The organism is Acidobacteriota bacterium (assembly GCA_040752915.1).
Classification (GTDB): Bacteria; Acidobacteriota; UBA4820; order UBA4820; family DSQY01; genus JBFLVU01.
The window spans coordinates 19,349-45,707 of record JBFMHB010000019.1 but is presented as its reverse complement, the minus strand read 5'-3'; the positions used below and the strand labels follow the sequence as shown (position 1 = coordinate 45,707).

Below are 26,359 nucleotides of genomic sequence, written 5' to 3'. Positions count from 1 at the left end.
GCGTCGCGCTCACCTGGTCCCAGATCAGCCCAGGAGGCACCGTCCCCGTCAGCGAGAAGGAGTAGGGCGCCGTCCCGCCCGACGCCGTGAAGGTCACCGACCAGGGCGTGCCCCTCTGCATGGGCGGCAGAACCGCCGGGTCGATGGTGATCGTCGGACAGCCCGCCGCGCAGGTGTAAAGCACGAAGGGCATGCCCTGCTGGGTCAGCGTGCCCGAATCGTTGGCCGAAGCCCAGGCCGTGGTGTACTGCAGGGCGTTCCCGGTGGTTGTCTGGCCCAGGACGGTGATGGGCGGCGCCCAGGGACCCGAAGAGAGGCTCCCGTCCGTCATCCAGTCGATCCAGTACGTGCCGGCAGGGAGGCTGACCCCCGCCGAGCAGGTGTTCCGGAAGATGTACCGGTCGTTGGCGCAGGAGCTCGTTTCGCTGTCCCGCTGGATGTTGGAGAACTCCGTGGCCGTGAGGCGGTTTGTCGTGAGGTCGCCGAAGATCACCGTCCCGCCTGCGTTGGGCGGGCCGTCCCATATCTGGTAGTAGACGGCCGTGATCGGCGAGGTAGTGGGCGCTCCCGTCTGGTAGGCGAAGAAGTCGATCTGGTCGATCTGCGCCGTGGACGTGAGCGTGAAGTCGTCGGCCATCCGGTAGCCCAGGTCGGCCTGGTGGCCGAAGCCCAGGGTGTTCATGCCCAGCCCCGTCTGAAGCCGGCTGGCGTCCTGCCCGGAGCACCCCGCGACGTGGGTCACCAGGGGCCCGTTGTCGTAGAGGACCGTGCAGGAAGCCAGGTCGCCCTCGATTCGGAAGGCCAGATCCGTTTGCGCGGCCCCCAAGATGTTCCAGTTCTGCCAAGCGGTTCCGTATCCGAAGGCCCCTCCGGGGTTGATGAACTGGGCCGTGGCGCCGTTGGCCGTGTCGGAGGGGAAGCGGCCGAACTGGCCGCCGCCCTCGAAGGCCAGCGTGGGATAAAAAACGAGCCAGTAGGTGCCCGGCGGAAGGGCCACGGGCGCGGAAAGCGTGAGCAGGGTGTCGCTCAGGATCCCGTAGGTGGGATTGATGGTGAGGGCGACCTGGGGGTCGGATGGGAGGAGGCTGAGGGACCAGACCGGAGCGTTGCCTCCCCCCGAGGGATCGCCGTCGGGAACCCCCCCGCCATCGGCGTAGATGGCCCAGTTCAAAGCCGTGGCGTTGGCGAGGGAGGAGAAGCCGTTCCAACCGCCTCCCGCAACGAAGATGGAGGTAATGCTCCAAGGCCCGGCATTGGTGAAATCATCGGCCAGGTAGGAACTGTAGGTCGGAAAATCGATAAAGTCCTGATCCACGTAAACCCCCGTGTTCACGGAGGACACGGGCTGGTCCCACAGGACCGCATGGGGGGCGAATTGGTCCGGCGGAGACGGCGGCTCCTCCGGGACGTCGCCCACGTTTTCCTGGGCCAGGTTCTCCGGAGGCGCCACAGGCCCAGCCGGAGCCAGTTTCACGATCGTCTTCCCGCTGGAGACCTGGGGGACGGCTCCCGTCCCCGCCCAGGCGAATAGCCCCAGGGTCCCCAGCAAGACGGCTACAAGAACACACCTCCCGCATGAACGCATGGCCCTTCCCTCCTCTTTCTCAATCCCTGCACGTCGGTGACTGAGGATCCAGATGCGAACCCAGTGTCCATGTGTCCCGATGGAAAGTCAAGGGATACACTCCCTGCGCTTCTGGACTGCGGGCGCCGTCTGCTCCGGCGCATGGGCCGGCTGTGGGCTTCCGAAGCACGCTCCGGGGCGGATACTTCGTTCCCGATGCATGTATCGACCTGACTAGAAAGTCCTTACAGCCGCATGAACGAGACGATTACTCTCTACACAGAATTTCCATACGAACCGGCTGTCTCCTGGTGTACCGATCACTCTGGGGCCCTCTTGGGCAGGGAGCGACCTGTTCGATTCGACGTCCACGCCCCTAGCGCGAGGCCGTACGGATGCCATGTCAAGGCATTCAAGAGGGCGTCGGATTTCGCGTGGAAATCCCACTGAAGCGGCCTCATTCACAAGGAGATTCTGAACTCCGATGGATCGGAAACCATGTGTACGACTGCACAAGTAGGATAAGGACGGGTAACCGCGAAGAGGAAGGGGCGCGGGTTGCCCCGCGCCCCGATGGTCCCATGGCTATGGTCTCCTCGCGGCTCAGTAGACCGGCGGAGGCTCCACTTCGATCAGGCTGCCGCACTCGGGGTTGTTGGTCGTGTTCCGGTCCACGAGGCTGTTGTAGACGGCATCGTCGCTGTTCGTGAAGTAGGCCCGGGCGCGCTTGCGCCGGCTGTCGTAGGTCGCGTAGATGTACGTCGGGTCCTCGGGCAGCGTCCAGAAGGCCGTGCCCCCGTTGGCCACCACGCCCGTGCCCGCGTAGACCGACCCGTCGGCGTTGGTCCACTGGTACATCCCGTTGGACTTCTGGATGCACAGCTCCGAGCGCCCCAGGTCGTCCAGTAAGGTCAGGTCGGGAGCGAAGGCGCCGCCGCACGCGCCGTTGACGGTGAGGAGGTAGGAGTCGCCGATCCCCGCCCCGGGCGTGTTCTCGTGAACCACGAACACGATGCCGGCGCCCGCGGGCAACGTAACGGAGAGGCCTTCCGTGGAGCCGCTGCCGGCGCTGCTCCCGCTGTCCCCGAGGTAATTGATGCAAATGTCGGCAGGGTCGAAGACACCGTCGTAGGCGACGAGATGGAGGTAGTCCGCGGCGACGTTCAGGTCCGCCTCCACGCACAATTCGGCGCCCGTCGTGTTGTAGATCGTGTAGGCGTCAAAGGCGCACGAAGTGGTGCAACAGGTCCCCGGACACGACTTCGGCGAGGCGCAGGACGATGGGTTGCCGTCCCGGAAAATCCGGTACCCGGGGATGGTCCCGGTCGTCCAAGCCCAATCGGCGGACCCGCTGCCGAGGACGCCGTTGATCGTGACGCAGGCGTTGGGTACGGTGTAGACCTCTCCGGGGTTCGGTTCGGGCACGGGGACGCCCGCGTCGTTGGGATCGAAGGCCAGGACCGCCCCCGAGAGAACCAGACCCGCCAGAACCAGGATGGAAATGGCCCGTCTCGACTTCATGATGTCCCTCCTCACTTTCCTCCGACAAAGTTCTCGGCGGTGCTCAACCGCCGGGTTGCTCTTCCTTATCGCTCCTGCGGTTCGGTGGAGCACTCGCCCTCGTTGTTGGCCGTGTTGCGGTCCACAAGGCTCGAGTAGACTCCGTCCTCCGTGTTGCTGAAGTAGGCGCGGGCCCGCTTCCGCCGGGAGTCGTACACGCTGTAGATGTAGTTGGGGTCCTCGGGGAGCGTCCAGAAGGCCGTTCCGCCGTTGGCCACCTCGCCGACGCCGGTGTACAGGGCTCCCGTGCTATTCAGGCTCCAGATGTAGTGGCCCGTCTTCTTGGCGATGCAGAGCTGGCTCCGGCCCAGATCGTCCTGGAAGAGGACGTCGTAGACGACCACCCCCTCTCGAACTCCCCGGACGAGGTCGATCCAGAGTTCTATCCCGTCCAGGATCAAATCCCCGTCCAGGTCGGCGTCGTTCTGGCCGTCGAGGAAGGCCTTGTAGACCGTCCTCCCGTCGTTGCCGAGAAGGAGAGCCGCCTGGCCCGGGGCGGGCGAAGCCGCGTACCCCGCCAGGGCCTCGAAGCCGGGAAGGGGATCGACGAACTGGCCATAGGTGCCGTAGCGGTACCCCGTGAGGCTCGTCAGCTCGGGCACGGCCATGGGGTCCGTAAAGAAGGGGTGGGACGGGTCCCACCAGTACACGGGCGCCGGCGGGTCGTAGTTGTTTACGGCATAGCCCACACCCAACGTGGCCCAGAGGGGATGCCCGGGATAACTGTTTATGACCCAAGTGTTCAGGATCAGTTTTCCGCCGCCCGCCACGTAGGCCTCCAGCGCGTCGAAAACCGACTCGGGAGCGCCGTAGTTGTCGTTGCCGAAGAGGACGAGGGTCCAGGGTCCGCCCAGCTCGAGGGCCGCCTCGAAGCCCGAGAAGTCGCCGTCGTAGTGGGCCTCGTAGGGCAGTCCCCAATATTGGAGGGCCTGGTCCAGGAAGGTATTGGAGGCCGCGTGGTAGGGATCGTCGGCGTAGATCAGGATCTCCGCCGCGGGGACCACCGAGTTCGCGGCCCGTTCATAGGCGGCGGCCGGAGCCGGCGGTGCCGGAGCTTCGAGGGCATTCTGGCGCCCCTCCAGGCCATCCTCGGCCCAGGCCCACAGGCCCGGTATGAGCCCCAGAATCAGAATCAGACACGCACCCGCCTTTCGAATGGTTCCCGTCATGGCGCTCTTCTCCTCATGATCCGTCCCGTTCTGATGGTCTGGTCGTGCTTCGCCTCCCGGTTTCCCCCGCGTGGAGCGAAGCACCCCGGCCCTCGCACCGTGAACCTGGTGACAGGTATACCTTCGGTTTCTACTCCTATCAATCAGAAATCGGCAACTAGGTTCTCACTGGGCGGGATGCCCCATCCTTCAGAAAGAACGCTGGACCTCCTCCACCGGGTGAATCCGGAGCCAGGCTTTTCCACCCGGTTCGAACCCCGGACCCCTTTTCCCCGGAACAAGAAAAGGGCGCGGAGCCGAAGCCCCGCGCCCCGAGGTGGCTCATTCCGGTCCCTTACGGGCAGGGAGGATTGTTGGTCGTGTTCGAATCCACGATGGCCGAATAGACCCCCGAGGCCGTGTCGGTCAGGTAGCCTCTGGCCCTTCTCCTCCTGGAATCGTAAGTGACGTAGAAGCTCACCGGATCGCCCACGGCGCTCCAGAAGGCCGTGCCGCCGTTGGCCACGACGCAGATGCCGGTGTACGTGGTTCCGGCGCTGGGTCCCGTGAGAATCGTCCACTGGTAGATGCCGGCCTGCCGCCACACGCACACCTGGGCCCGGCCCGCGTCGTCGTAGAAACTGCTGTCGAAGGGCACCGTGACGGTGATGTCCACGGTGTCCGTATCCACCCATCCCTGGCCGTCGGTGACGGTGAGCGTCGCTGTAAAGACGCCGGGGGCGATGTAGGTGTGGTTTGCGTTCTGCGTCAGGGCGTGGGCCGAGCCGTCCCCGAAGTCCCACTCCCAGGTGTAGGATCCGTCGCCGCCCGTGGCGCTTCCCGCGAAGGCCACCGCCAGCGGCGCCGTGCCGCTCGTGGGCGCCGCCGAGGCCGCCGCCACCAGGGGCGGATAGGTCACGTGGAGGGTGACGGGTACGGTGAGGTTCCCGTAGGGGGTATCGTTGGTGATGAGAAGGTCCGTCTGGTAGGTGGTGCCGGCGACGAGGCCGGTCGTGTCGAAGTGCAGGTCGATGTCGTGGCCAAGGCCCGGAGAAATCGTCCCGGTCAATGGGGATTCGGTGAGCCAGGGACAGTCGGCGAAGGCCTGGGTCATCTCGGCCGCCGTCATGTAGGAGCCGTTCCAACCGCCGGCCGCGTAGAGTTGACCAAGGAGGTCGGTGGCAAAGGCGAAGGCCCGGCGCCCTGCGTTGAGGCTGTTGGTGGTGGACCAGGTCCCCCCCGTCCCCTGATTCGTGTCGTATTCGTAGACGGCCGTGCTGTAGGAGGACCAACCGCCGCCGCCCACCACGAGGTTCGCCCCGTTGGTCCAGACGCCGGCGCCTCCTCGGGCCGCGGGAAGATTCGGATAGGAGACCCACGTGTTGGACGGGACGTCGTAGGCGACGACGGTGGCCAGGTCCGCCGTGGAGTTTCGCATGCCGGCCCAGAAGATGCGGTCCCCGATGGCCATGGCCCCGCCCCACGCTCCGCTCACCGGCGCGGCGGCGAGGGCGGTCCAGCGGGAGCCGGCGGCGGCGGCCGGATCGTAGACGTAGGCATTGTTGATGTACGTGGTCGTGTAGCCGCCGAAGGCGTAGAGCTTGTTCCCGTGGACCGCCACGACGACGCCGTAGGCGGTCTGGGGATACGGGTCCGAGGTCACCGTCTCCCAGGTCCCTGAGGCCGTGTGGAAGACCTGGAGGGCGTTGGTGCTGGCCGACGCCCCGCTTCCTCCCACCACGCAAATGTCGTTCCCCAGTGCCGCCGCCGTGATGTTGGAGACGCCCGTGGGCATGGCGGGAAGAGCCGTGTCCCAGGCGTTCGCCGAAAGGTCGAATCGCTGGACGAGGCCCAGGCGCCCGCCGCCGGTGGATTCCCCGCCGATCATGTAGAAGTATCCGCCCAGTGCGGCGCCCGCGGCGCGCGAAACGCCCGTAGGGGCATTGGGGAGAACGGTCCAGGCGTAGGGCAGGAGGAGCGTCCTCGACCCGGTCTCGTTGATCATGTAATTCGCGTCCGAGGTCCCGGTATTGTCCAGCCGCAGGACCAAGGTGTCGGTGGAGTCCACGGGGAGCGTCACATCGACGGCCGCGGGGGTTGGAGTAATCTGGCCGGCCCCGAGGAGGATGTCCGCCCGGACCGTAGAGAGGTGAGGCACTGAAGCGGACGTTGAACCGGAGGAGTAGCCCGTTCGGGTGGCCGTCAAGTCGTTCGTCCCTTCAGGGCCGTAGAACCAGAAGAAGCCCTCCTCCACGGCGGGATCTCCCCCCGTTCCCACGGTGGTCATGGAGGCCCCCGTGGTCGTGTTGGTCGCCGTGGACCCCGTGATGCCCAGGCCCGTGTTCTGGTCCAAAACGTTGCCCACGATGAGGCCGCCCGAAGAGGGAGCACTGCAACTGGGCGTACCGACCTGGATGTCGTCCAGGTGGATGTCGTTCCCGTACGCGCTGATTCCGTGGATTCCCACGAGGACGCTGGTCGGGCTCCCAGTGAAGCCCGTGAGGGTCACGGTGTGCTGGGACCAGTAGTTGCTGCCCGCCAGGTACCGGGAGATGGGCGCGCCCACGTCTTGCCAGATCGTCCCGCCGTCGGTGGAGACCTGGACCTGAATCCTGTCGTTGTAGGTCGCGTATCCGGTATCGTGGTACATCCAGAAGGAGAGCTGGTCGCCGATCACGGTGAGGTCCAGGGGAACCGTGTAATAGAGGCGGGCGTTGTTTCCGGTCGTGACCGAGAAGGAATTGAAGAAGACCAGGTTCGGGGCGCTGTGGGAGGGTTGGCCCGACGGATACCGAGTTCCGGCCCGTGTGGCCCAGGCGGTGGCCGTGTTCGTGCCGCCCGTACGCACCATGGCCCATCCGGCGGGAAGGGCCGGGGGGGTCGTCGTGTCGAAGTTCTGGAAGAGGCCCGTTCCCACGTAGCCGGGGGCGGTGCAGGGCGTGACGGTGGCCGCCAGACCGAAGTCCCATGTCATGCCGCCGCTCAGGGGAAGCATCGTATCAGAAAATGGGTCGTAGCCCGTGACAAAGGATGTGACCGTCAGGGTGTAGGCGATCCCGTCCACGAGGGTGATGGAGTAGAACCCGGTCACCGGGTCGGTCCAGATCGTGGTGCCCGGGTAGCCCGGCCCGGTGATCTGGACGGAGGCATAGAGCGGCCATCCGGTGTCGCCGTCGTAAACGTGACCCGAGAGAACAGAGCTGGGCGCGGGCGCAAGCGCGAAGTTCTGGGTCGTGGTGGCGCCCTCGGCGATGGCCACGCCGTTCACCGTCTGCGGCAGGTAGCCGAAGAGGCTCGCCGTCACGTCGTAGGTGCCCACGGCGATGGGGCTGATCTGGTAATTCCCGGAGAGGTCCGTGGTGGCCTCGTAGATGAGCCCTCCCGATTCGGCGTGCACCAGGGCCCCCATCAGCGGAAGCCCCGTTCCCTGCTCCGTCACGGTCCCCTGAAGGATCCCGCTGGGCGTGGAGGGGGTGAGCGTCATGCAATTCGAAAGGGCGCTGAAGCACGACACGTTGGAGCCCACGGCCTGGATGCGGTAGTAGTAGGTCAGGCCGTCGATGGCGGAGCTGTCGGTGTACGTCACGGTGGGCGCCGTGACCGTCGCGATACGGGTGAATCCGGCGTCGCACCCCGACTCGTTCCGGTACACGTCGTAGGTGGCCGCGTTCGTCACCGCTCCCCAGGACAGGTCGTTGGAATTGCTGCCCGCCGTTCCCACAAGGACCGGCGTGCCGATGGAAGGACACGCGGAGGAGTCGGTGTTCACGACGCTCGTGCAGGCGATGGCGTGGCGGTTGAAGGCGGCGAAAATGGCCGTGGCGTGGGGTGTCCCGTTGGCCAGGTTCCCGTCGTCGTCGTCGATGACCCGGAAGGTGCTGAAGTAGTTGGTCGCGCCGCACCCGTGGGTCGTGGCCAGAGAGGGGCACGTGTACGCGGAACCCGATGTGCCCCGGCTCCTGTACCAGAGTTTGTCCACGTGGAGCCAGGAGGTGTTCAGGTCCATCCCCCAGGTCACCAGGTCCCGGACGGCCAAATCCCAGAGGGCTTCGGAAGAAATGTACGACTCGCAGTGGCCCTCGTAGCCGCAGGGGCCGTAATAGGAGCCCGAAGTGTTGCAGTGGAAGCCCGAGGAGCCGCTCAACATGGTCGGGACGGCGGGCGTGTTGCTCTGGTGGGCGGCGTAATCGATGTCCCGGATGCCCGAGCAGGAGAGGCAAGGGTCTCCGTAGCCCGAGCAGTTGGCGCCAATGAAGAAGCCGTTGCCCGCGCAGGAATTGTGGGTTTGCAGGACGGCCGTGAAATCGCCGTACGTCTCCCCCGTTCCCTTTTCCGGCGAGGCGCCGTTCCCGTCGTTGTAGTCCATGCCGTGTCCCCATTCGTGGAGGGACACACCGGGAAGTTCGCCCGTGTTCTCGCAGGTCCAGGAGCCGTACACACCGTACTTGAAGAAGTTGACCGTGCCGGATGCGCTCGACCAGTAGGCGTTGCAGACGTCGTTGATGTTGACCCGGTCGGTGAGCTGGGCGCCGAGCCAGGCGTTGGCGGGGAGATACGAGCGGGCCTTCATCTTGATGAGGTTGACCTGGTAGAACTGGGTGCGGGCGGCGTGGGTGTTGCCCGAACCGCCGATCCCCGGCGTCACGCAGTCTCTTCCGGCGCTCGAACCGAAATCGAGGTCGCCGGTCGTGGTGGTCAGGCTGATCACGCCCGCCCCGCCCCCGGCGCCGCAGGTGACGTCCTGAATCCGGACGTACTGGCCGCTCAGGGTGGAGGTGGCGTTGTTCCCCGTGAAAAGGCCCCCGGCATCGGAAAAGAGTCCCCCGCCCAAATCCGCGAAGGGGAATGGGCGATCCACTTCGGCGGCGGGCCGGTCGTTGGGATAGACGCCGCCGTGGACCTTGCCGTAGTCGTTGGTGTCGCGGAAGGAGAGGACTTCCCCCGTATGAGCGTCTATCAGGACCTGCCAGTTGCCGATGACGCCCTCCCGGTGGAACGCTACGGTCCATGCCAACCGGTAGGCGAGGCGGTCGAAGGCCGCCGTCTCGTCCCCGGGCGGAAGCGCCACGGGCAGGACCTTCAGGTCCGGCCGGCCCAGGAATTCATCTCCCTCCTGGAATCCGCCCACGAACCCTCCCGCGATCTCGGTCGCCGTCTGTGCCGAAAGGTAGGGCTGGGGATCCAGCGAACGAATGGCCTCCGAGATGCCCTCGGCGCCTATCTGCACGAGATTCCCGTGATTCACCCGGAAGATCACGTGGGCGCCCTCGACGGGCAGTCCGTGGTAGGTCCAATCGAAATCGAGGAAGTAGAGGTAGTCGCCGATGGGGCCCGAGGCTCCCTTGTTGATCACGAGGTCGGTCGCTTCCACGCCAAAGAGGCCCGGATGGGTGTTCAAGAACGAAAGCGCCCTGGCCTCCATCCAATCCAGCGACACGTCAGGGCCCCGAAGGCCCAGATCCCCGTAGGTGAGCGAGTTCGCGCCGGGGATCCAGGGGATGCCCTGGCCCTCCAAAAGCAGGGGCCGGCCCGTGCTCCGATCCACGAGGAGAACCCAGGAGCCTCCCTCGCGGCTCAGAAACGCGTCGTAGGCCTCGGCCACGGCCTTGGCCTCGACGGCACCCAAGGCTCGAAGGCTGTCGAGGTCCGCCACGGCCGGCTGGACCCTGAGTTCCGGCTTGACGAAGGCGAGATCGTCCAGGCTGGACGCCCGGCGCTTGGCCACCTGGGCCGCGCAGGGCATAGCCAGCATGAGGACGATCAGGATCAGGACCGCCCTTTGCCACGCCATCCACCCGTCTTTCCCTCTCATGGTTCGTCCCTCCCTCTTTCCCGCAGATCTGCTGCGACGCACACTATCCCCGCCTGGCCCCACAGGAGCCTTCTGCCACGCCACGGGTTCTTGACGCGAATTCCCCGTGAGAATCTCCAAAGCCGCCCCGACGGCCGATTCCCCTCCCCGTTGATCGCGCAATGATGCGGTACCACGACCTTATGCCCAAGGGGAGAGCTTCGTCAAGGGGTGGGACAAGAAAAAGGGCGCGGAGCCGAAGCCCCGCGCCCCGAGGTGCCTCAGGAAGCGAATGTCAGTTCTGGGAGGGCCCGTCGGGCTCCCCTCCGCCGCAGGGCGGGTTGTCGAGGGTGTTGGTGTCCACGATGGCCGAGTACACGCCCATCGTCGTGTTCGTCAGGTACGCCCGCGCGCGGTGGCGGCGGCTGTCGTACGTCGCGTAGATGTAGGTCGGGTCCGCCGGATTCGTCCAGAACGCCGTGCCGCCGTTGGCTACCACCCCCGTCCCCTCGAAGGTCATCCCCGCGTAGGGTCCGGACAGGACGATCCACCGGTACGCGCCCGTCTGCTTCCACACGCACAGCTGGGCCCGGTTCGTGTAGTCGTAGAAGTTCATGTCGAAGGGGATCGTGACCTGGATCAGCACCGTGTCCGTCGCCGTTGAGCCCTGCCCGTCCGTCACCGTCAGCACGGCCATGAAGAAGCCGGCCGTCGTGTACACGTGCGTCGGGTTCTGGTCCGTCGAGGTCCCGCCGTCGCCGAAGTCCCACGCCCAGGTGTAGACCCCGTCTCCGCCCGTGGCCGCGCCCGTGAAGTTCACCGTCAGCGGCGCCTCGCCGAAGCTCACGTCGGAGCTCGCCGTGGCCACCAGCGTGTCGTACGCCACGTGCATCGTCACCGGAACGTTGATCCGGCCGTAGAGCGTGTTGTTGTTCACCACCAGCGTCGCCAGGTAGTCGCCCGGCGCCAGACCTGTGGCGTCGAAGTCCACCGTGATGGCCTCCGACGTGTTCGCCGCCACCGTCCCCGTGGTGGGAGTCTCCGAGAGCCACGGCACGTCGCCGGAGCCGAAGGTCGTGAAGGCCAGGCAGTCCACCTCGGCCCCGCCGGGGAAGGCGCCCACGAGGGTGCTGGCGCCGGTGGCCGTGTCGATGGTGCGAAGTTCGCCCGAGGTGGTGTAGGCCGCCCAGTACAGGATGCCCGAGATGTCCTCGAAGTCCATTCCCTGCGCGTAGTTGGCGTTCACGCCCAGGCCGCCCACCACCGTGCCGGCGCCCGTGGCCGGGTCGATGTGAATGAGCGAGTCGGTCACGATGTCCACGCCGTACATTTCGCCCGCCACGTTGATGGCGATGTCGATGATGCCCGGAGCGTTGGTGATCTGCCCCACTACCGTGGCGGCGCCCGTGGACGGATCAATGGTGTAGAGCGTCGAACGCGTGATGTCGGTGGACGAGCCGTAGAGGGTGCCGTCGTTGGAGCCAGTCAGACCCGTCCAACTTTCACCGCCGAGGGGCGTGCAAGGGCCGATGACGGTGACGGTGCGGGTGGCCGTGTCGATGGCGCAGAGCTGGTTGGTGTCGTAGTCCACGGCGTACATCGTCGTCGTGTCGCCGTTCAGGAAATCGCCGCCGAAGAAGCTGTAGCTGCCGTAGCTCCCGAGGTCGGTCCAGGTGCCGGGGATATCGATGTCGGGCCACTGAACGAGGTTGGTTCCTGGATAGATGTTGCAGCCGTAGGCGGGCTCGCCCAGAAGGGCGGCCACCGGCCTCATGGTCTCCGTACCGGGCTTCTTTTCGCCCTGGAATTGGATGGCCGGGGCGCGTCCGATGCTGGTGCCTTCCTTGCCCGCTTCCCACTTCTTCTCCATCTTCCTGGCCAGCATCTCCTGCCCCTTGACGGAGAAGCGCCGCGCCGGGGCCAGCACGTGGCCGTCCCGCTCGCGGATATCGAAGGTGGCGTCGGCTCCGCCCGTTTCGCTCAGGGTCAGGGTCACGCTGGTCGTTGGGGCCGAGGGGCTTACCGTCACTTCGATGGGAGACGGAGTGGCCTCCAGGCGTCCCGTGGGAAGGTGGAAATCCTGCCACACGGCGCCGAAGGTGGGGACGGCCACCGTGGCCGTGTCGGGGCCGTAGCCGGTCATGCTGGCCGTCAGGTCGCTCGGGTTGTCCGCCGCGTAGAGGCAGTAGAAGCCGTCGTCCAGGGCCGGGTCATCCGGTGTCGCCGCGGTAGCGGCCGCCGTGCCGGAAGCCGCGCAGATCACCGCGGCGCCGTTCAACGGGTTGTTCGTGTTGGCGTCGTAAACGTTGCCCACAACCAGGCCACCGGTTTCCGGAGCGATACACCCGACCGAAATCGGCGGGGCATTCGAGTAGCTGAGGCTCACGTCATCGATGTACCAACCGGGGTAGGTGACGCTCGAATCGGAGCGGAAGTGGAAGCGGAGCCGGAAGGTGGACACGGCGTACGTGGAGGCCAGAGTCACGGACTTCTTGGCCCAGGCGAGGTCGATGCTCCCGGAAACCTCGCCGTAAACCCGCGTCCAGTTGGTGCCCGAGTCGTTGCTGACTTCCACGCTGGCGTAGTCGTAGCCGGATTCGCTGCGCAGATACTGCCACCAGTCGAGGGTGATGGAATTCCCGGCTCCTGCCGAGAGGTCGATCACGGGGGAAGTCAGGTATCCGTTTTCGCCGTTGCCGTAGTTGCCGCTGAGGTTGGTGGCCCAGACGTTGACGCCCGAGTGGGCGGCTCCGGGACCGGAGGTGGGCGTGCCCCAGGCGAAGGACGTCGTACCGCTCACGGCGTAACCGCCGTTGTTGGCCTCGAAGTCCTGAGAGTAAAGGACGGTCGCCGGAGGAATGGCGGCCACGGCCACGCCCACGTCGTCCACGTAGTATCCGGGGTAGACCACGCTGGAGTCGGAGCGGAAGCGGAAGCGGATCTGGAAGGCCGCCGTGGCGTAGGTGGCGTCGAGGACCACGGTGTGCTTCGTCCACGCCGTGTCCACGGCGCCGGAGACCTCGCCGTACACGCGCGTCCACGTCGTCCCGTTGTTCGTGACCTCGACACTGCCGTAGTCGTACCCGCTCTCGGAGTTCAGGTACTGCCACCACTCCACGATGGGCACCTGGCCCGCGTAGGCGCTCAGGTCGATGACCGGGGAGGTGATGTAGCCGTCCTCGCTGTTGTTGTAGTTTCCGCTCAGGTTGGTGGCCCAAACGTTGGCGCCCGAATGGGCCTCACCCGGCCCGCTGGTGGGAGCGCCCCAGGCCCAGGAGGTGGTCCCGCTCACGGCGAAGCCGCCGTTGTCGGCCTCAAAGTCCTCCATCCACACGTAGTCGGGATGGTAGCCGGGGGCGTTGCAGTCCGTCAGGTTGGGGGTCAGGGGGAAGTCCTGCGTCACGTCGGTGGAGAAGGGACCCACCACCGCGCCGCCCGGATCGTAGCCGGACACCCAGGCGGAGACGGCGAAGGTGTAGGCCATGCCGTCCACCAGAGTGATGCTGTAGCCGCCCGTCAAGGGATCCGTGAAGAGGGTCGTGGTGGGGAAGCCCGGAGCGTTGATGGTGATCTCGGCGTAAAGGGGCCAGCCCGTGTTGGAATCGGTCACTATTCCGGAGACGACGTGGCTGGGGGCCGGGGCCAGGGCGAAGTTCTGGGTCGTCGTCATGCCGTCGGTGATGACGAGACCCGTCACAGCGTCCGGCACGTAACCGTACCGGGCCGCGCCCACGTCATAGTTCGGCGGGGAGACGGGCAGGGTCATGCTGTAGGTGCCATCCGCCGCCGTCGTCGTGTTCACGGTGATGGTCCCGTTGGTGGCCGTCACCGTGGCGCCGGAGAGTGGAAGAGCCGTGGCCGCATCCGTCACCGTGCCCGCCAGGGTCCCCGTCGGGCCGACGGAGCAGGAGCCGAACTTGAAGGCGCCGATCCGCGTTTCCCAATCCCAACCGCCCGTCGAATACTCGGTGGTGTACCAGAACGTGCAGTCGTCATAGGGGTCGATGCTCATGCTGGAGTAGTCGCCCCAGCGGTTCACCCCCGTCTGGGAGGCGGCACCCAGGTACATCAACGCTTCACCCTGGCTCAGTTCGCCCAGGGGGTCGCCCGCCAGGCGGCCGGCGTAGTAAATGGAGGGATACATGGTGGAGGCGTCGGAGACGCTGTAGCCCACGGCCAGGTTCCCCATGTGGTCCTGCGCCGCGCTGCCCATCCAGCGGTGGTAGGTGTCCGCCGGGGCGAAGGTGCCCTGCTGGTAAATGTACCAGTCGGGCTGGGTGGAGTCCTTGCGCACTTCGTACCAGCGCACTCCGGCCCGGCTCGATCCAGCGTTCACCGTGTGGTTCACCACCATGGACTCGTAGGAGCCGAAGTTGCGGTATTGCAGCCGGTACATCAGGCGGTCCGCGATGGCGTCCACGGCCTGCGTGGTGCCGGGCTGGGGAATGCAGTTTCGCGTTCCGGAGCAGAGGATGTCCCAGTTGTTCGTCGGAAGGATGAGGTCGGGCTGGCCCGCCACGCCCAGGGTCAGGGTCCCGGTGGACCAGTTCGTGGTGGCCTTCCAGATTCGGAGGGCGTCGTTCGGGGGGATCCAGGAGGAGTCGTCCACCTGCATGATGTAGCAGGGCGATCCGGCCGGAGGGTTGGTCATGCCTTCGAAGTGGGCCGGCAACTGGCCGCCGAAATTCAGGTCCACGGCGCCCAGGTTCACCTTCAGCATCCGGGCCGTGGGGCTGCCCGTGATCATCTGGTCCGCCTCGAAGACGCACACGCCCGCGCCCGCCCAGGAGGACATGTTGGCGAACTGGTTCACCGTCATGTAGTAGCCGTCGGGCCAGATGCCGAACTTCGGGTAGTCGTTCATGTTCGTGGCGTCGTACTCGTAGCAATAGAGGTACCACGCCCCCGTGGGATCGGCCGTCTGAGAGACGGCGATGGCCACGTAGTACGGATCGGGCAGAGCGAACTGGCTGATGACCCACCGGTTCCGGAAGCGGTCCCACAAAACGATGGGGTCCCCGTCGTTGTTCGTCGCGCACGGCCCGCCCAGGGAAGACCAGATCGTGTTCCCCGCGATCGGCCCCAGGACCTGCGTGGCCGTGTAGGGAACGGTGGAGCGGTTGATCTGCCACGCCGCCAGGTGGAGGTTCACCCACTGGACGTAGTGGTCGGGGCCGATGTCGCCCTCTGTGTCCGGCGGGGCCACGCCCGCCAGGTTCCCGATTCCCGCAAACTCCGCCACCGTCCCCGGCATGGCGTACATGCCGTGGGAGGACTGGACAGCCGGATCGCCCTCTTCGGAAGACGGCGCGGCGGTCATGGTCCCCTTCTGGAGAGCGGGGTTGGGGATTTCGCGGTTCCCGCCGGGAGCCGCCATTTCCGTGGCCGGCGGAAGGTCCCTCAAGGGAGGCGACACCGCCACCCCGTGGGGATAGAACACCTGCGTCTCGCCGGCGCCCGCGAGCGGGGCTTGCGCCATCGCGCCCACCGCCGTCAGGACCAGGGCAAGACACACCACCACCCATGCTGTCCTTCTCATGCCGTTCCCTCCCTTTCCAAGAAAGCCAGACGAAAACCGGAGCCCCCGGACCCGGGCCCCCCGGATGACCGCACTTCGATTGCATTCCTGTTGCCGGATGTGCTCGTGGTCCAAGGCCTCCCCCGCGAAGCGCATGGAACCTGACTTGTCGCGGACACGCCGGTGAATCCGTCTGAGGGCAGACTACGGGGGAATCTCGAGAAAGTCAACCTGTCCCCTTGGGAAGGAGAAGAGCGCGAGAACAATGCCCCAGGGACTGGTTTCGGATCGTTGCCGGCCGATGTCCCGGTTCAGATCCCGCGCCCTCCGGTGCGGCGCTTGAGAGGGGCCCTTCGACGTCCGGGGTGTGGGACGCTATATTTTCACCAGCGGGAGGCAACGTCGTGAGAGAACGCATCCGGACTGCCCTGCAGTCGCTGGCCCCTGCCCGCGTCGTCTTCGGAGAGGCGGCGTCCCGCGGCGAGCGAGTCTACCTGGTCGGGGGGGCCTTGAGGGACCTGGCCCTGGGCCTCGAACCCGTGGACGTGGATTTCGTTTCCCCCAACCCTTACGAACTCGCCTCCTCCCTGGCCGATGGAGCGGGCAAGCGGGTGGTCTCCCTCGGAAAGGAGGCGGCCCCCACCTATCGCGTGCCCCTCGACGCGGCGGTTCTCGACTTCACGGCCTTGCAGGGCGGAGGCATCGAGACCGACCTCCTCCGGCGCGACTTCACCTTCAACGCCCTCGGATACGATCCCCGGACCCGGGAGATCCTCGATCCGGCGAACGGACTCGGCGACCTCGACGCCGGACTCATCCGGCTGGTCTCGGAGCAGGCCCTGGAGGACGACCCCGTCCGGGTCCTCCGGGCCTACCGCTTCCTGGCGCAGCTTCCGGAATTCCGGCTGGAGGCGGACACGGAGAGACTCCTCGGCTTCCGGGCCGGCGCTCTCTTGGATGCGCCACCCGAGAGGCTCCACCTGGAGCTGGAGCGTCTCTTCGAGGGCGACGCGGCGGGACGGGCCTGCCGGGCCATGGCCGAGTCCGGCGTCCTCTTCGTGCTCTTCCCCGAACTGAAGCGGCTGGACGGGCTCGCGCAGAACGACTACCACCACGCCGATGTGCTCCGCCACTCTTTGGAGGCCCTGGCGGAATTCGACGGCCCGCCCCGTTGGGCCGAGCGCCTCGGGCTCCCCCGCTTCGGTGCGCGCCAGAAGGAAGTCCTCCGCCTCTCCCTCCTCCTGCACGACCTCGGGAAGGCCGACACCCGCACCGTGGGCGAAGATGGAAAGGTCCACTTCTACGGACACTCCAAACCTTCGGCCGATCGGGCCTCGGACATCCTTCGGCGCCTGCGCTTCCCCAACGCCGTCGCCGAGCAGGCCGCCACCCTGTGCCTCCACCACCTCCGGCCGCTGGCCCTCCTCAAGACCTCTCCGAGAAAGACCGCCGTCCGCCGCCTGATCCACTCCCTCGGGGAACTCCTGCCGCTCCTTTTGGCCCTGTCCTACGCGGACAAGTCCGCCGCCCGTGGTAAGGACCGCCGGGAGAACCTGGAGGAACTGGGCTCTCTGATCCGGGAGGTCCTGGACGTGGCGGCCCGGGAAGGCGAGGAGATCCGCCACCTCCCGAAGTTCGTGGACGGCCTGGAGGCGTTGGAGATCCTGGGCATGCCCCGCCCGGGACCGGACCTGGGGCGCGCCCTCGACGCCCTCCTGGAGCGCCAAGTGGAGGGCGCCGTGTCCACGAGGGAGGGAGCGGTGGCTTTCCTCCGGGATTGGCGCGACCGGCACCTGGCTCCCAAGTCCAGGTAGGCTCCCTCCGTCGAGGGATCCGCGCTGAACGAAAAGACGGCCCGCAGCGCAGACAATGGCTCGTCCTTTCGCTCTCCGAGAACCCGGCCCCCTCCTCCCCCGCCGTCTCCCCGTGGTACCCTTCCCACCCATGTGGCGCCGGGACTTCGAATTCGACCTTCCCTCCGAGCGCATCGCCCGCTATCCCGCGAGCCCGAGGGACGCTTCCCGCCTGCTGGTCCTTCCCCCCGCCGGGGACCCGATCCACGGCCGCTTCCGCGCCCTGCCCTCGCACTTCTCTCCGGGGGACGTTCTGGTCCTCAACGACACGAAGGTCATCCCGGCGAGGCTCCTCGGCGCGCTTCCCGGCGGCGGCCGGGCGGAGGTGTTCCTGCTGAAGCCCGCCGAGGACGGGGAATCCTGGGACGCTCTCGTGAAGCCCGGGCGCAAGTTGAAGGCGGGAGCCTTCGTGTCCCTTTCCGGCGGGTCGGCGGGTTTGGAAATCCTGGCCGCGGCCGGGGAGGGCCGCCGGAAGGTCCGGGCCCGCGGGGCGAATATGGAGACCCTGATCCGCGCCTTCGGCTCCACGCCCCTGCCGCCGTACATCGCACGCCCTCCGGAGGAAAAAGACGCCCGGAGGTACCAGACGGTCTACGCCCGCGAAGGGCGTTCGGTGGCGGCCCCCACGGCGGGGCTCCACTTCACGCCGCGGGTCCTCCGAGCCCTCGAAACGGGTGGCGTGCGCGTCGTGCGCCTACGCCTGGACGTGGGCCCGGGGACCTTCAAGCCCGTGACCGCCGAAAGGGTGGAAGACCACCGGATGGACCCGGAGCCCTACGCGGTTCCGGAAGAGACGGCCCGCGAGGTGAACGCCGCCCTGGCCGAAGGGCGCCGCGTCGTCGCGGTGGGCACCACCGTCACGCGGAGCCTGGAGGACCAGATGCGCCGCCATGGAACCGTGATTCCAGGGGAGTACGAGACGGATCTTTTCATCACGCCCGGATTCCGCTTCCGTGCCGTATCCGGCCTGGTCACGAATTTCCACCTCCCGGGCTCCACGCTGATCATGCTCGTCTCGGCCCTCGCCGGAAGGGAGCGCGTCCTGTCGGCCTACCGCGAGGCCGTGGCCCTTAACTACCGCTTTTACTCTTACGGGGACGCCATGCTCGCGTGGGGGGCGCAGGGGCGGTAGCGGGCGGCCCCGTGCTATCCTCCCCCCATGGCCATCGAACTCCTGCACCCCGCGTTCGTACACTTCCCCATCTCCCTCAGCGCCGTCGGGGCGGGCCTCCTCCTGTATGGGCGGATCCGCGGCCGGGAAGAGGCGTGGCGCTTCGGGCTTGCGGCCCTCCTGATGGGCTCCGCCCTCTCCGTGCCCGCCTACCTGACGGGTCAGGTGGCGCGCGCCGTCATGGAAGATTCGGAGCGGTTCCTTCGCGCCGAAGCCGCGGCGGACCTCCACGAGGACCTGGGCCTCCTGACCCTGGGGGCCCTGGTGGCCCTGGGGATCTTGAGCGGGCTGGAACTCGCCAAGAAGCGGACCGTGCGTTCGGGCCCGTGGGGGCTCCCCTTCCTGGCGCTGGCCGCGGCGGTCCTGGTGGCGGTCACGGCCATGCAGGGAGGGCGGCTCGTCTTCGAATACGGCGTCGGGGTCCGCGCGGAAGCCCCGAAAAACGTCACGCCTCCACCGACCGGGTGAATCCCCCGCCCTCCGCGTCGTACTCCTCGAAGACCGCCGGGGGACCCGGCGGGAGCGGCCGGCCGGTCAGGCGGCAGAACCTGCGCGCCAGCCCCCTTCGCCGGGGATCTGGGTGGCAAAGGGCGAGGGACAGGTCAGAAGGGTCCACGCCTTCCGGTTCGGGACAGCCGCTCGAGATCATCCGGCAGAGGGCCCAGAGGGTGCCCGCCTCGAAGGGTTCCTCGTGAAGGAACGGAACCAGGAGGGGTGCAAAGGCCGGCCCGAGGTCCGGGCGGGCCGAAAGGATTTCCCCGATGGCTTCCGGGGCCATGCGGCAGAGGTTCCCCGACTCGTCGTTCATCATCCAGAAGAGGCCGCGCAGGATTTCCGCGAGGGACGGGTCCGAAGGGGGAAGGGCTCTGGCGGCCCGTCCCAGCGCCTCGACCGCCCGCCACTTCAACAAATCGTCCGGACGCTGGAGGAGCTGGACCAGCTGGCGAAGGAGCCGCCCGGCGGGGAGGCCTTCCGAGAGAAGCCATTCGCAATCCCGCGCCGCGAGGCGGTCCTCGATGATCCGCTTCAGGGCTCTCCGGTCCATCCGGTCCTCCGATGGGGGACTTCCTTCTCCTGCGGCCGCCCACTCCACTGGAAGCCTTTCATCCAGATGCCATCAACCATGGCCAGGATACGCCGCAGCGGTTTGGGCCCCCTTCCGTCCCTGGCGCCTGAACCACCCCACAATCTGGTTCTCGGCTCCGGGCTCCGCGCCTTCTCCGATCCTCAGGCCGCTGGGCATGCCCACGTGGCCGCCCCGTGCGGTCCAGCGGACCGTCAGGAGGGGCGAGGCCTTGATCAGCCACGGTACGGCCGAGCCCGCGGGAACCATGGGGTCGTAGGGAGAAAGAAGAAGAAGGGCGGGGCGCGCGAGGCGGTGGAGGAGGGGGCCCGCGCTGGCCCGCTCGTAGTAATCCGCTGCGCCCGCAAAGCCATGCCGCGGGGCCACCACCGCCTCGTCGAAGGCGCGAATGGACCGAATGTTTCGCACGCCGTCCGGCGGAAGCAGGTGGGGGCGGCGCGATGCGGTTCTGTCGTACATCTCGAAAAGGGACCTCAGCAGATACCTCCGGTAAATCAAGGCCCCCGGCCGGTCGATCCAGTCGGCGCACGCGGAGAGATCGAGGGGAGCGGAGACGGCCGCCAGGGCGCGGACCCGGGGATCGGGCCGGAGACAGCCGTACCTCAGCGCGAGGTGGCCTCCGAGGGAATAGCCCAGGACGTAGACGTCCGGATGGTCGCTCGTCTCGGTAGAAGCGAGGGCCGCCTCCAGGTCCTCCACGAGGCCGGCGTGGTAGAAGTCCTCCCCGTCCCGGGCCGCGCCCCGGAGGTTGAGGCGAAGGCAGGACAAGCCGGCGGCCTCCGCCGCCCGGGCCGCCCGGCAGGCGTAGTAGCTCGACGCCGTTCCCCCGAGCCCGTGGACGACCACGAGGAGGGGCGTTCCCGCCCCGAGGTTCCGGTACAGGCCCGTCAGCCTCACGGAGCCCGCACGGGCATCTTGAACAAGGGAGGTCCACGGCCCTGCTTCGGGCGCCCGTTCGGGCCTCAGCCCGTGGGCGATCCTCGGCGCGAGCGTCCAGTAGTGGCCCAGGATCGCCTGCACGCGGCTCCGCGCCTGGATGTCCGTGCCGTTCATCGCTCCCCCGTCCCGCTGGTTTCACCGTCCGCCCGACCGGTGGCCCACCGCAATTCGGCCGCCGCCATCCGCTCCTCGTACACCGCGCGAACTTCGCGGAGGCGCGCTTCGCTGAGGCCCGTTTCGGCGTCGAGCAGGTCCGTGATCGTCCCGGCGCCCTCGGCGTACCGCTCCCTGGCCATTCGGAGGCTCTCTTCCGCCTCGCGCACGAGATCCCGGACCGCGAGCACGGCGGCCCTGGACTCCTCGGCCCGAGCCAGCGCGGCGAAGGCCTCCTGTTCCACCGCGAGTACGACCCATAGCGCCTCGCTCTCGGATCGGGCCAGCTCGGCGCGCGCCCGAGCCAGGTCGTGACCCCGGGCGAAGCCCGTGAAGACGGGAACGGCCAGCGCGATCCCGAGGGACCAGTCCCTGTCGCCCGGGAAGAAGCCCTGGTCGAGGCGTCCGTAGGAACCCTCCAGCCGGACCTTCGGAACGAACGCGCTGCGAGCCGCCTCCACGCGGCGCCGCCCGGCCTCCACGCGCTGAACGGCCCCGTCCAGTTCGGGCCTCTCCGAAAGGGCCGCGGCGAGGGCCTCTCCGACCGAGGGAAGGGGGGCATCGGCCGGTGTCCGCGGATCGTGCCGAATCGAAAGGGGCGTCTGGGGAGGGCGGCCCATGGCCGCGTTCAGCGCTCCCATGGCCACGGAGACGTCGGAGGAAGCCCGCAGGAGGGCCACCCTGGCCTCGGAGGTCCGGACCCGTGCCCTCAGCACGTCGGCCAGGGGCGCGTCCCCCGTCTCCCTTCGGGCCAGGGCCATGCGCTCGTGCTGCAAGGCGCGCTCCAGGACCTTCTCCGCCACGCCGAGGGACTCCTGGGCCGCCAGCGCACCGTAGAAGGCTTTGTGGACCGAGAGGACCACCTTCTGCCTCGCCTCCTCGCGCGCGTGCAGAGCGCCCCAAGTCCCCGCCGCGGCGTGGGCGGCCTCGGCCCGCCTCAGTCCGCCGTCGAAGAGCGTGTACGTGCCTTTCATCGCGAGGGAGTGCTGGTTGACCGGGCCGATGACGGGTGAAATGCCCCCCGCGGGAGCCGCTTCGCCGGTGAGGGCGGAGGGCAGGAAGGCCCGGCTCTCGAAGCGCCGGGAGGCGGCCTGAAAATCCAGGCGGGGAAGGTAGGCGGAACGGGCCGCGCTCTCCGCCTCCCTTGCCGCGAGGAGCCCGTGTCCAGCCGCCTCGAGGAGGGGATTCGCCCTCAGCGCCTCCTGAACACAGGCTTCGATGCCCATCGGCTCCGCCGGCGGCTCCTGGGCGGGCGAGGGGTTGGGCGCCGCCGCCGCCGCGGAGAAGAGGACGAAGAGGACGAGTGAACCGCGTGAAGGGACGTGACGCATGGGACGCCTCCTTAGGCGAGGGTTTTCTTGAACCTCTGCGCGGCCAGGGCGAGGAGCGAGGCCCCCAGCACCGCCAGGGCCGCCATCTGGGGCCAGAGCACCTCAAGGCCCACCCCCTTGAGGAAGACGCCTCGGAGAATGACCAGGAAGTACCGGAGCGGGTTGAGAAACGTGAGCCATTGGACCGCCTCGGGCATGTTGGCGATGGGATAGATGAATCCGGAGAGAAGGATGGCCGGCTGCATGAAGAAGAAGGCGGTCATCATGGCCTGCTGCTGGGTTAGGCTCACCGTGGAGATGAAGAGGCCCACTCCCAGGGTCCCCATCAGGTAGAAGACCGTGGAAACGAGGAGAAGGAGGGGATTGCCGACGATGGGGACGTCGAACCAGAAGACCGCCACCACGCTGATCAAGACCACGTCGAACAGGCTGATCAGCACGAAGGGAACGGTCTTGCCCAGAATGAACTCCGCCCGGCCGATGGGGGTCACCATGATCTGTTCGATGGTGCCGATTTCCTTCTCCCGAACAACGGCCATGCTCGAGAGAAGAATGGAGAGGACCATCACCAGCAGGGCGATGACGCCCGGCACATAGAAGTTGCGGCTCTCGAGATTGGGGTTGAACCAGGCGCGCGACGCCATGGCCACGGCCGAGGGAGTCACGGCTCCCCCCGGCGTCCTGCGCGCGCGCTCCCACAGGATCTCGGCGCCGAAGTCCGCGGCGATGCGCGCCGCATAGCTCAGGATGACCGAAGCCGTATTCGAATCGGTGCCGTCCAACAGAATCTGGACGCGCGCCGTGCGGCCCGCCCCAAGGTCCCCCCCGAAACCGCGATTCATCCGAAGGACCGCCTTGACCTCCCCCCGGTCCAGGAGGTCGGCCACTTCCGACTCGCTGTGCACGCGGACGACGAAATCGAAGTACCCGGAGCCCCCGAATCGCGAAAGGAGTTCGCGGCTCGCGGGGGTCTCGTCTAGGTCGTAGACCGCCGTCCGGACGTTCCGGACGTCCGTGGTCACCGCGTACCCGAAGATGAGCACCTGCACGACGGGGATCACCAGAAGGATGGCCCGCATCCGCGGATCCCTCGCGATCTGGATGAACTCCTTGATGAGCATGTGCTTCAGGCGCTCGCCCACGGAATCTCCTTCAGGTCACTCCAGGCGTTTCCGGAACGCCCGGAGAGCCAGAACGGTCATCCCCACCGCGAAGAGGAACAGGAAGACCCCTTCGCGCCACAGGACCGAGATGCCCACTCCCTTCAGGAACAGGCCCCGCAGCAGGTTGATGAAATACCGCGCGGGGATCAGGTAGCTGACCGCCTGAAGGGCCTTCGGCATGTTGGCCACGTCGAACATGAAGCCCGAGAGAAGAAACGCGGGGAGGAAGGTCACGACAAACGCGACCTGGCTCGCCAGGAGCTGGTTCTTGGCCCGGATGCTGATGACGAGCCCCAGGGAAAGGGCGCCGGCGAGGAATACGGCGGACATGGCCACCAAGAGGGGCGGAAAGCCCCGGAACGGCACGCCGAAAAGGTACCGGCCCACGGCCACCGAAAGCGCCATGTCCACCATGCCGATGGCGAAGTAGGGGACGAGCTTCCCCACGACGAGTTCCGGGCCCCTCAGGGGCGTGGAGATGAGCTGCTCCATGGTGCCCGTCTCCCACTCCCTCGCCACCGTCAGCGAGGTCAGGAGAGCGGCGATGATCATCATGATGACCGCGATGAGGCCCGGGATGATGGCGTGCTTCGATTCCATCTCCGGGTTGTACCAGACCCGGGACCGCACCTCGATGGGCGGTGCCTGGACGAGGCCCGTGGCCCTCTCGAACTGCTTCCTCCTCACCTCGCGGCCGTAGGAGGAGAGGACCGCGTCCGCATAGGAGAGGACGAGCGTGGCCGTGTTGGCGTCCGCGCCGTCCGCCAGGAACGCGACCTCGGCCCCCGCCGCCGACGCCAGGTTCTCCGCGAAATTCCGCGGAATCACGAGGGCCGCCAGGACCTCGCCGCGGTCCAGGGCGCTCTCGATATCCTCGTAGCGGGAGGCGCGGCTCTCGAGGGTGAAGTACCGCGACGCTTCGAACCTCGATACGAGGTCCCGGCTCTGGGGCGTGCCGCTCTGGTCCCAGACCGCGAGGGGGACATCGTCCACGTCGAGCGTGAGCGCGTACCCGAAGAGGAGGAGAAGGACCATCGGGAGGGCGATGCTGATGCCGAGGGCCCTTGGGTCCCGCATCACGTGGAGGAACTCCTTCCTCGCCACGGCCCATGTGCGGCGCAAGTTCACGGATGGCCTCCGAGTCGGGTGGTCCCGCGCTTCGGCGTCACTGCGAGAACTCCTTCTGTGAGGCCTCTTCCCGGTCCCGCCGTTCGATGAGGGAGACGAAGACGTCCTCGAGGGAGGGCGGGACCGGCTCGATGGAGGAAACGCTGAAACCGGAAGCCTCCAGCCGCCCGCGGACCAGGGGGACAAGGTCCCGGGCGCTGGCGACGACGGCGTGGACGTCCCGCCCGAAGAGGGCCGCGTCCTTCACGCCCTCGACGCCCTCGATCACGGCGAGGGCCTCCTGGGGCCGGTCGCACCGGACCTCTAGGACCGCGTCGCCCATGAAGCGCTCCTTCATCTCGGAAGGGGTTCCCGCCGCCACGAGCTCCCCGCGATAGATGAGGCCCAGCCGGTCGCAGTACTCGGCCTCCTCCATGTAGTGGGTGGTGACGAAGACGGTGGTCCCCCGATCGGCCTCCACGTGGATGATGTCCCAGAAGTTCCTCCGGCTGACGGGGTCCACCCCCGAGGTGGGCTCGTCCAGAAAGAGGATGGCCGGCTCGTGGAGGAGGGCGCAGCCCAGGGCCAGGCGCTGTTTCCATCCTCCCGGCAGGGAACCGGTGAGGCGGCCCCGGAGCGTACCGAGACCCGCCATGTTCAGGACCCACGCCTTCCTATCCTCCCGCTTCCCTTTCGGAATGCGGTAAATCCCGGAGAAGAAGTCGATGTTCTGCTCCACCGTCAGGTCGTCGTAAAGAGAGAACCTCTGGCTCATGTAGCCGATGTGGGCCTTGATCTTCTCGGCCTCGGCGGAGACGTCGAAGCCCGCCACCGACCCCCGCCCCGAGGTCGGGGCGAGGAGGCCGCAAAGCATCCGGATAGTCGTGGACTTTCCGGCTCCGTTCGGGCCCAGGAAACCGAAGATCTCCCCCTGCGCCACCTCGAGGCTCACGGCGCGGACGGCCGTGAACTCCCCGAACCGCCTCGTGAGCCCCTCGAGACGTACCGCCACGGCGTGCCCCACGGCTAGGCCCCTCCTTCCCGGGCATCCACCCCGCGCCGCGCCACCTGGGCCATAAAAACATCCTCCAGGGAGGGCTCGGCGGGGCGCACGCCCTGGAAACTCACGCCTCCGGCGGTGAGGACTTCGGCCACGATCCGCTCGCCCTCGCCCGTTTCACCGACGGCGGCGTGGATGCGGTCGCCATACGCCGCCACGTGGCTCAGGCCCGCTTCCCTCAGGAGCCCGGCGGCCCGGCGCGCGTGGGGCGTCCGGATGGAGAGGAGGACTCCCGGAAAGAGGGCCTTCACGCCCTCGGGCGTCGAACAGGCGATCACGCGCCCCTCGTGGAGAAGCGCCACCCTGGAGCAGCGTTCGGCCTCGTCCAGGTAGGCCGTGGAGACGAGGATGGTGACGCCGTCCCCCAGAAGGCGGTACAGGATCCGCCAGAAGTCGCGCCTGGACACGGGGTCCACGCCGTTGGTGGGCTCGTCCAGAAAGAGGACCTCGGGCGAGTGGATCAGGGCGCAGCAGAGGCCCAGTTTCTGCTTCATTCCCCCCGAGAGGTTCCCCGCCCTCCGGCAACGGAAGGGGGCCAGCCCGGAGAAGCGGAGCAGTTCGGCCATCCGCCGGTCGCGCTCGGCCCGGCCCACGCCGTAGAGATCGGCGTAGAAGGCGGCGTTCTCGTCCACCGATAGGTCCGGGTAGAGGCCGAAGCGCTGGCTCATGTAGCCGATGCGGTCCTTGATGGCCTCCCCATCGCGGACCGCGTCCAGCCCGAGGACCCGGACTTCCCCGGAGGTGGGCGCGAGCACCGCCGTCAGCATCCGCAGGATGGTGGTCTTTCCCGCCCCGTCGGGCCCCACGAGCCCGAAGATTTCTCCCCTGGACACCGAGAAGGAGACGCCGGCCACCGCCTCGTTTTCTCCGAAGGTCCGGCGGAGGTTCGCCACTTCGATGGCGGGGCCATCCATCCC

At 67.4% G+C, this 26,359-nt stretch carries 15 protein-coding genes; 3 read left to right on the top strand and 12 right to left on the bottom strand.

The annotated features are described in order from the left end of the window. The 5 genes from AB1824_05490 to AB1824_05470 all read right to left on the bottom strand — a co-directional run. The coding region (locus AB1824_05490) for a hypothetical protein (GenBank protein MEW5764411.1) at positions 1-1,585 on the bottom strand (1,585 nt) is incomplete at its 3' end. A 582-nt stretch (positions 1,586-2,167) separates the two neighbouring features. Next, entirely contained in the window at positions 2,168-3,085 is a 918-nt protein-coding gene (locus tag AB1824_05485; GenBank protein MEW5764410.1) for a hypothetical protein, read from the bottom strand. A 65-nt stretch (positions 3,086-3,150) separates the two neighbouring features. Next, positions 3,151-4,293 (bottom strand): hypothetical protein, encoded by a 1,143-nt coding sequence (locus AB1824_05480; protein MEW5764409.1) that lies wholly within the window; start codon positions 4,291-4,293, stop codon positions 3,151-3,153. Positions 4,294-4,627: 334 nt separating this feature from the next. Beyond that, entirely contained in the window at positions 4,628-10,084 is a 5,457-nt protein-coding gene (locus AB1824_05475; protein ID MEW5764408.1) for a carboxypeptidase regulatory-like domain-containing protein, read from the bottom strand. A 274-nt stretch (positions 10,085-10,358) separates the two neighbouring features. Further along, positions 10,359-15,602, bottom strand: a complete 5,244-nt coding sequence (locus AB1824_05470; protein MEW5764407.1) for a carboxypeptidase regulatory-like domain-containing protein — start codon at positions 15,600-15,602, stop codon at positions 10,359-10,361. Between the two features lie 383 nt (positions 15,603-15,985). On the opposite strand from AB1824_05470, the gene AB1824_05465 reads away from it, so the two are divergent. From AB1824_05465 to AB1824_05455, 3 genes are all read left to right on the top strand, one after another. Continuing rightward, a complete protein-coding gene (locus tag AB1824_05465; GenBank protein MEW5764406.1) occupies positions 15,986-17,395 on the top strand; it encodes an HD domain-containing protein in 1,410 nt (469 codons plus the stop codon). Between the two features lie 130 nt (positions 17,396-17,525). Next, on the top strand, positions 17,526-18,566 hold the full coding sequence (gene queA, locus AB1824_05460; GenBank protein MEW5764405.1) for a tRNA preQ1(34) S-adenosylmethionine ribosyltransferase-isomerase QueA: 1,041 nt from the start codon (positions 17,526-17,528) through the stop codon (positions 18,564-18,566). Positions 18,567-18,593: 27 nt separating this feature from the next. Next, complete coding sequence (locus tag AB1824_05455; GenBank protein MEW5764404.1) at positions 18,594-19,073, top strand: DUF2231 domain-containing protein; 480 nt, start codon at positions 18,594-18,596, stop codon at positions 19,071-19,073. Here AB1824_05455 and AB1824_05450 read toward each other — a convergent pair. The 7 genes from AB1824_05450 to AB1824_05420 all read right to left on the bottom strand — a co-directional run bounded on the left by AB1824_05450 (position 19,051) and on the right by AB1824_05420 (position 26,356). Further along, a complete protein-coding gene (locus AB1824_05450) occupies positions 19,051-19,650 on the bottom strand; it encodes a DVU0298 family protein (GenBank protein ID MEW5764403.1) in 600 nt (199 codons plus the stop codon). The genes AB1824_05455 and AB1824_05450 overlap by 23 nt on opposite strands. A 72-nt stretch (positions 19,651-19,722) precedes the next feature. After that, positions 19,723-20,742: an alpha/beta fold hydrolase gene (locus tag AB1824_05445; protein MEW5764402.1), complete on the bottom strand. Its 1,020-nt coding sequence runs from the start codon at positions 20,740-20,742 to the stop codon at positions 19,723-19,725. Next, the gene (locus tag AB1824_05440) at positions 20,739-22,112 is read right to left on the bottom strand and encodes a TolC family protein (GenBank protein MEW5764401.1); all 1,374 of its coding nucleotides are present in this window, start codon (positions 22,110-22,112) and stop codon (positions 20,739-20,741) included. The genes AB1824_05445 and AB1824_05440 overlap by 4 nt, the downstream gene beginning before the upstream one ends. A gap of 11 nt (positions 22,113-22,123) precedes the next feature. Further along, positions 22,124-23,254, bottom strand: a complete 1,131-nt coding sequence (locus AB1824_05435) for an ABC transporter permease (protein ID MEW5764400.1) — start codon at positions 23,252-23,254, stop codon at positions 22,124-22,126. 15 nt (positions 23,255-23,269) lie between these two features. Further along, positions 23,270-24,403 (bottom strand): ABC transporter permease, encoded by a 1,134-nt coding sequence (locus AB1824_05430; GenBank protein ID MEW5764399.1) that lies wholly within the window; start codon positions 24,401-24,403, stop codon positions 23,270-23,272. 37 nt (positions 24,404-24,440) lie between these two features. Further along, positions 24,441-25,406 carry an ABC transporter ATP-binding protein gene (locus AB1824_05425; GenBank protein MEW5764398.1) on the bottom strand — a complete coding sequence of 322 codons (966 nt, stop codon included), beginning with the start codon at positions 25,404-25,406 and terminating at the stop codon, positions 24,441-24,443. 2 nt (positions 25,407-25,408) lie between these two features. Then, the gene (locus AB1824_05420; protein MEW5764397.1) at positions 25,409-26,356 is read right to left on the bottom strand and encodes an ABC transporter ATP-binding protein; all 948 of its coding nucleotides are present in this window, start codon (positions 26,354-26,356) and stop codon (positions 25,409-25,411) included. Between the last annotated feature and the right edge of the window lie 3 nt (positions 26,357-26,359).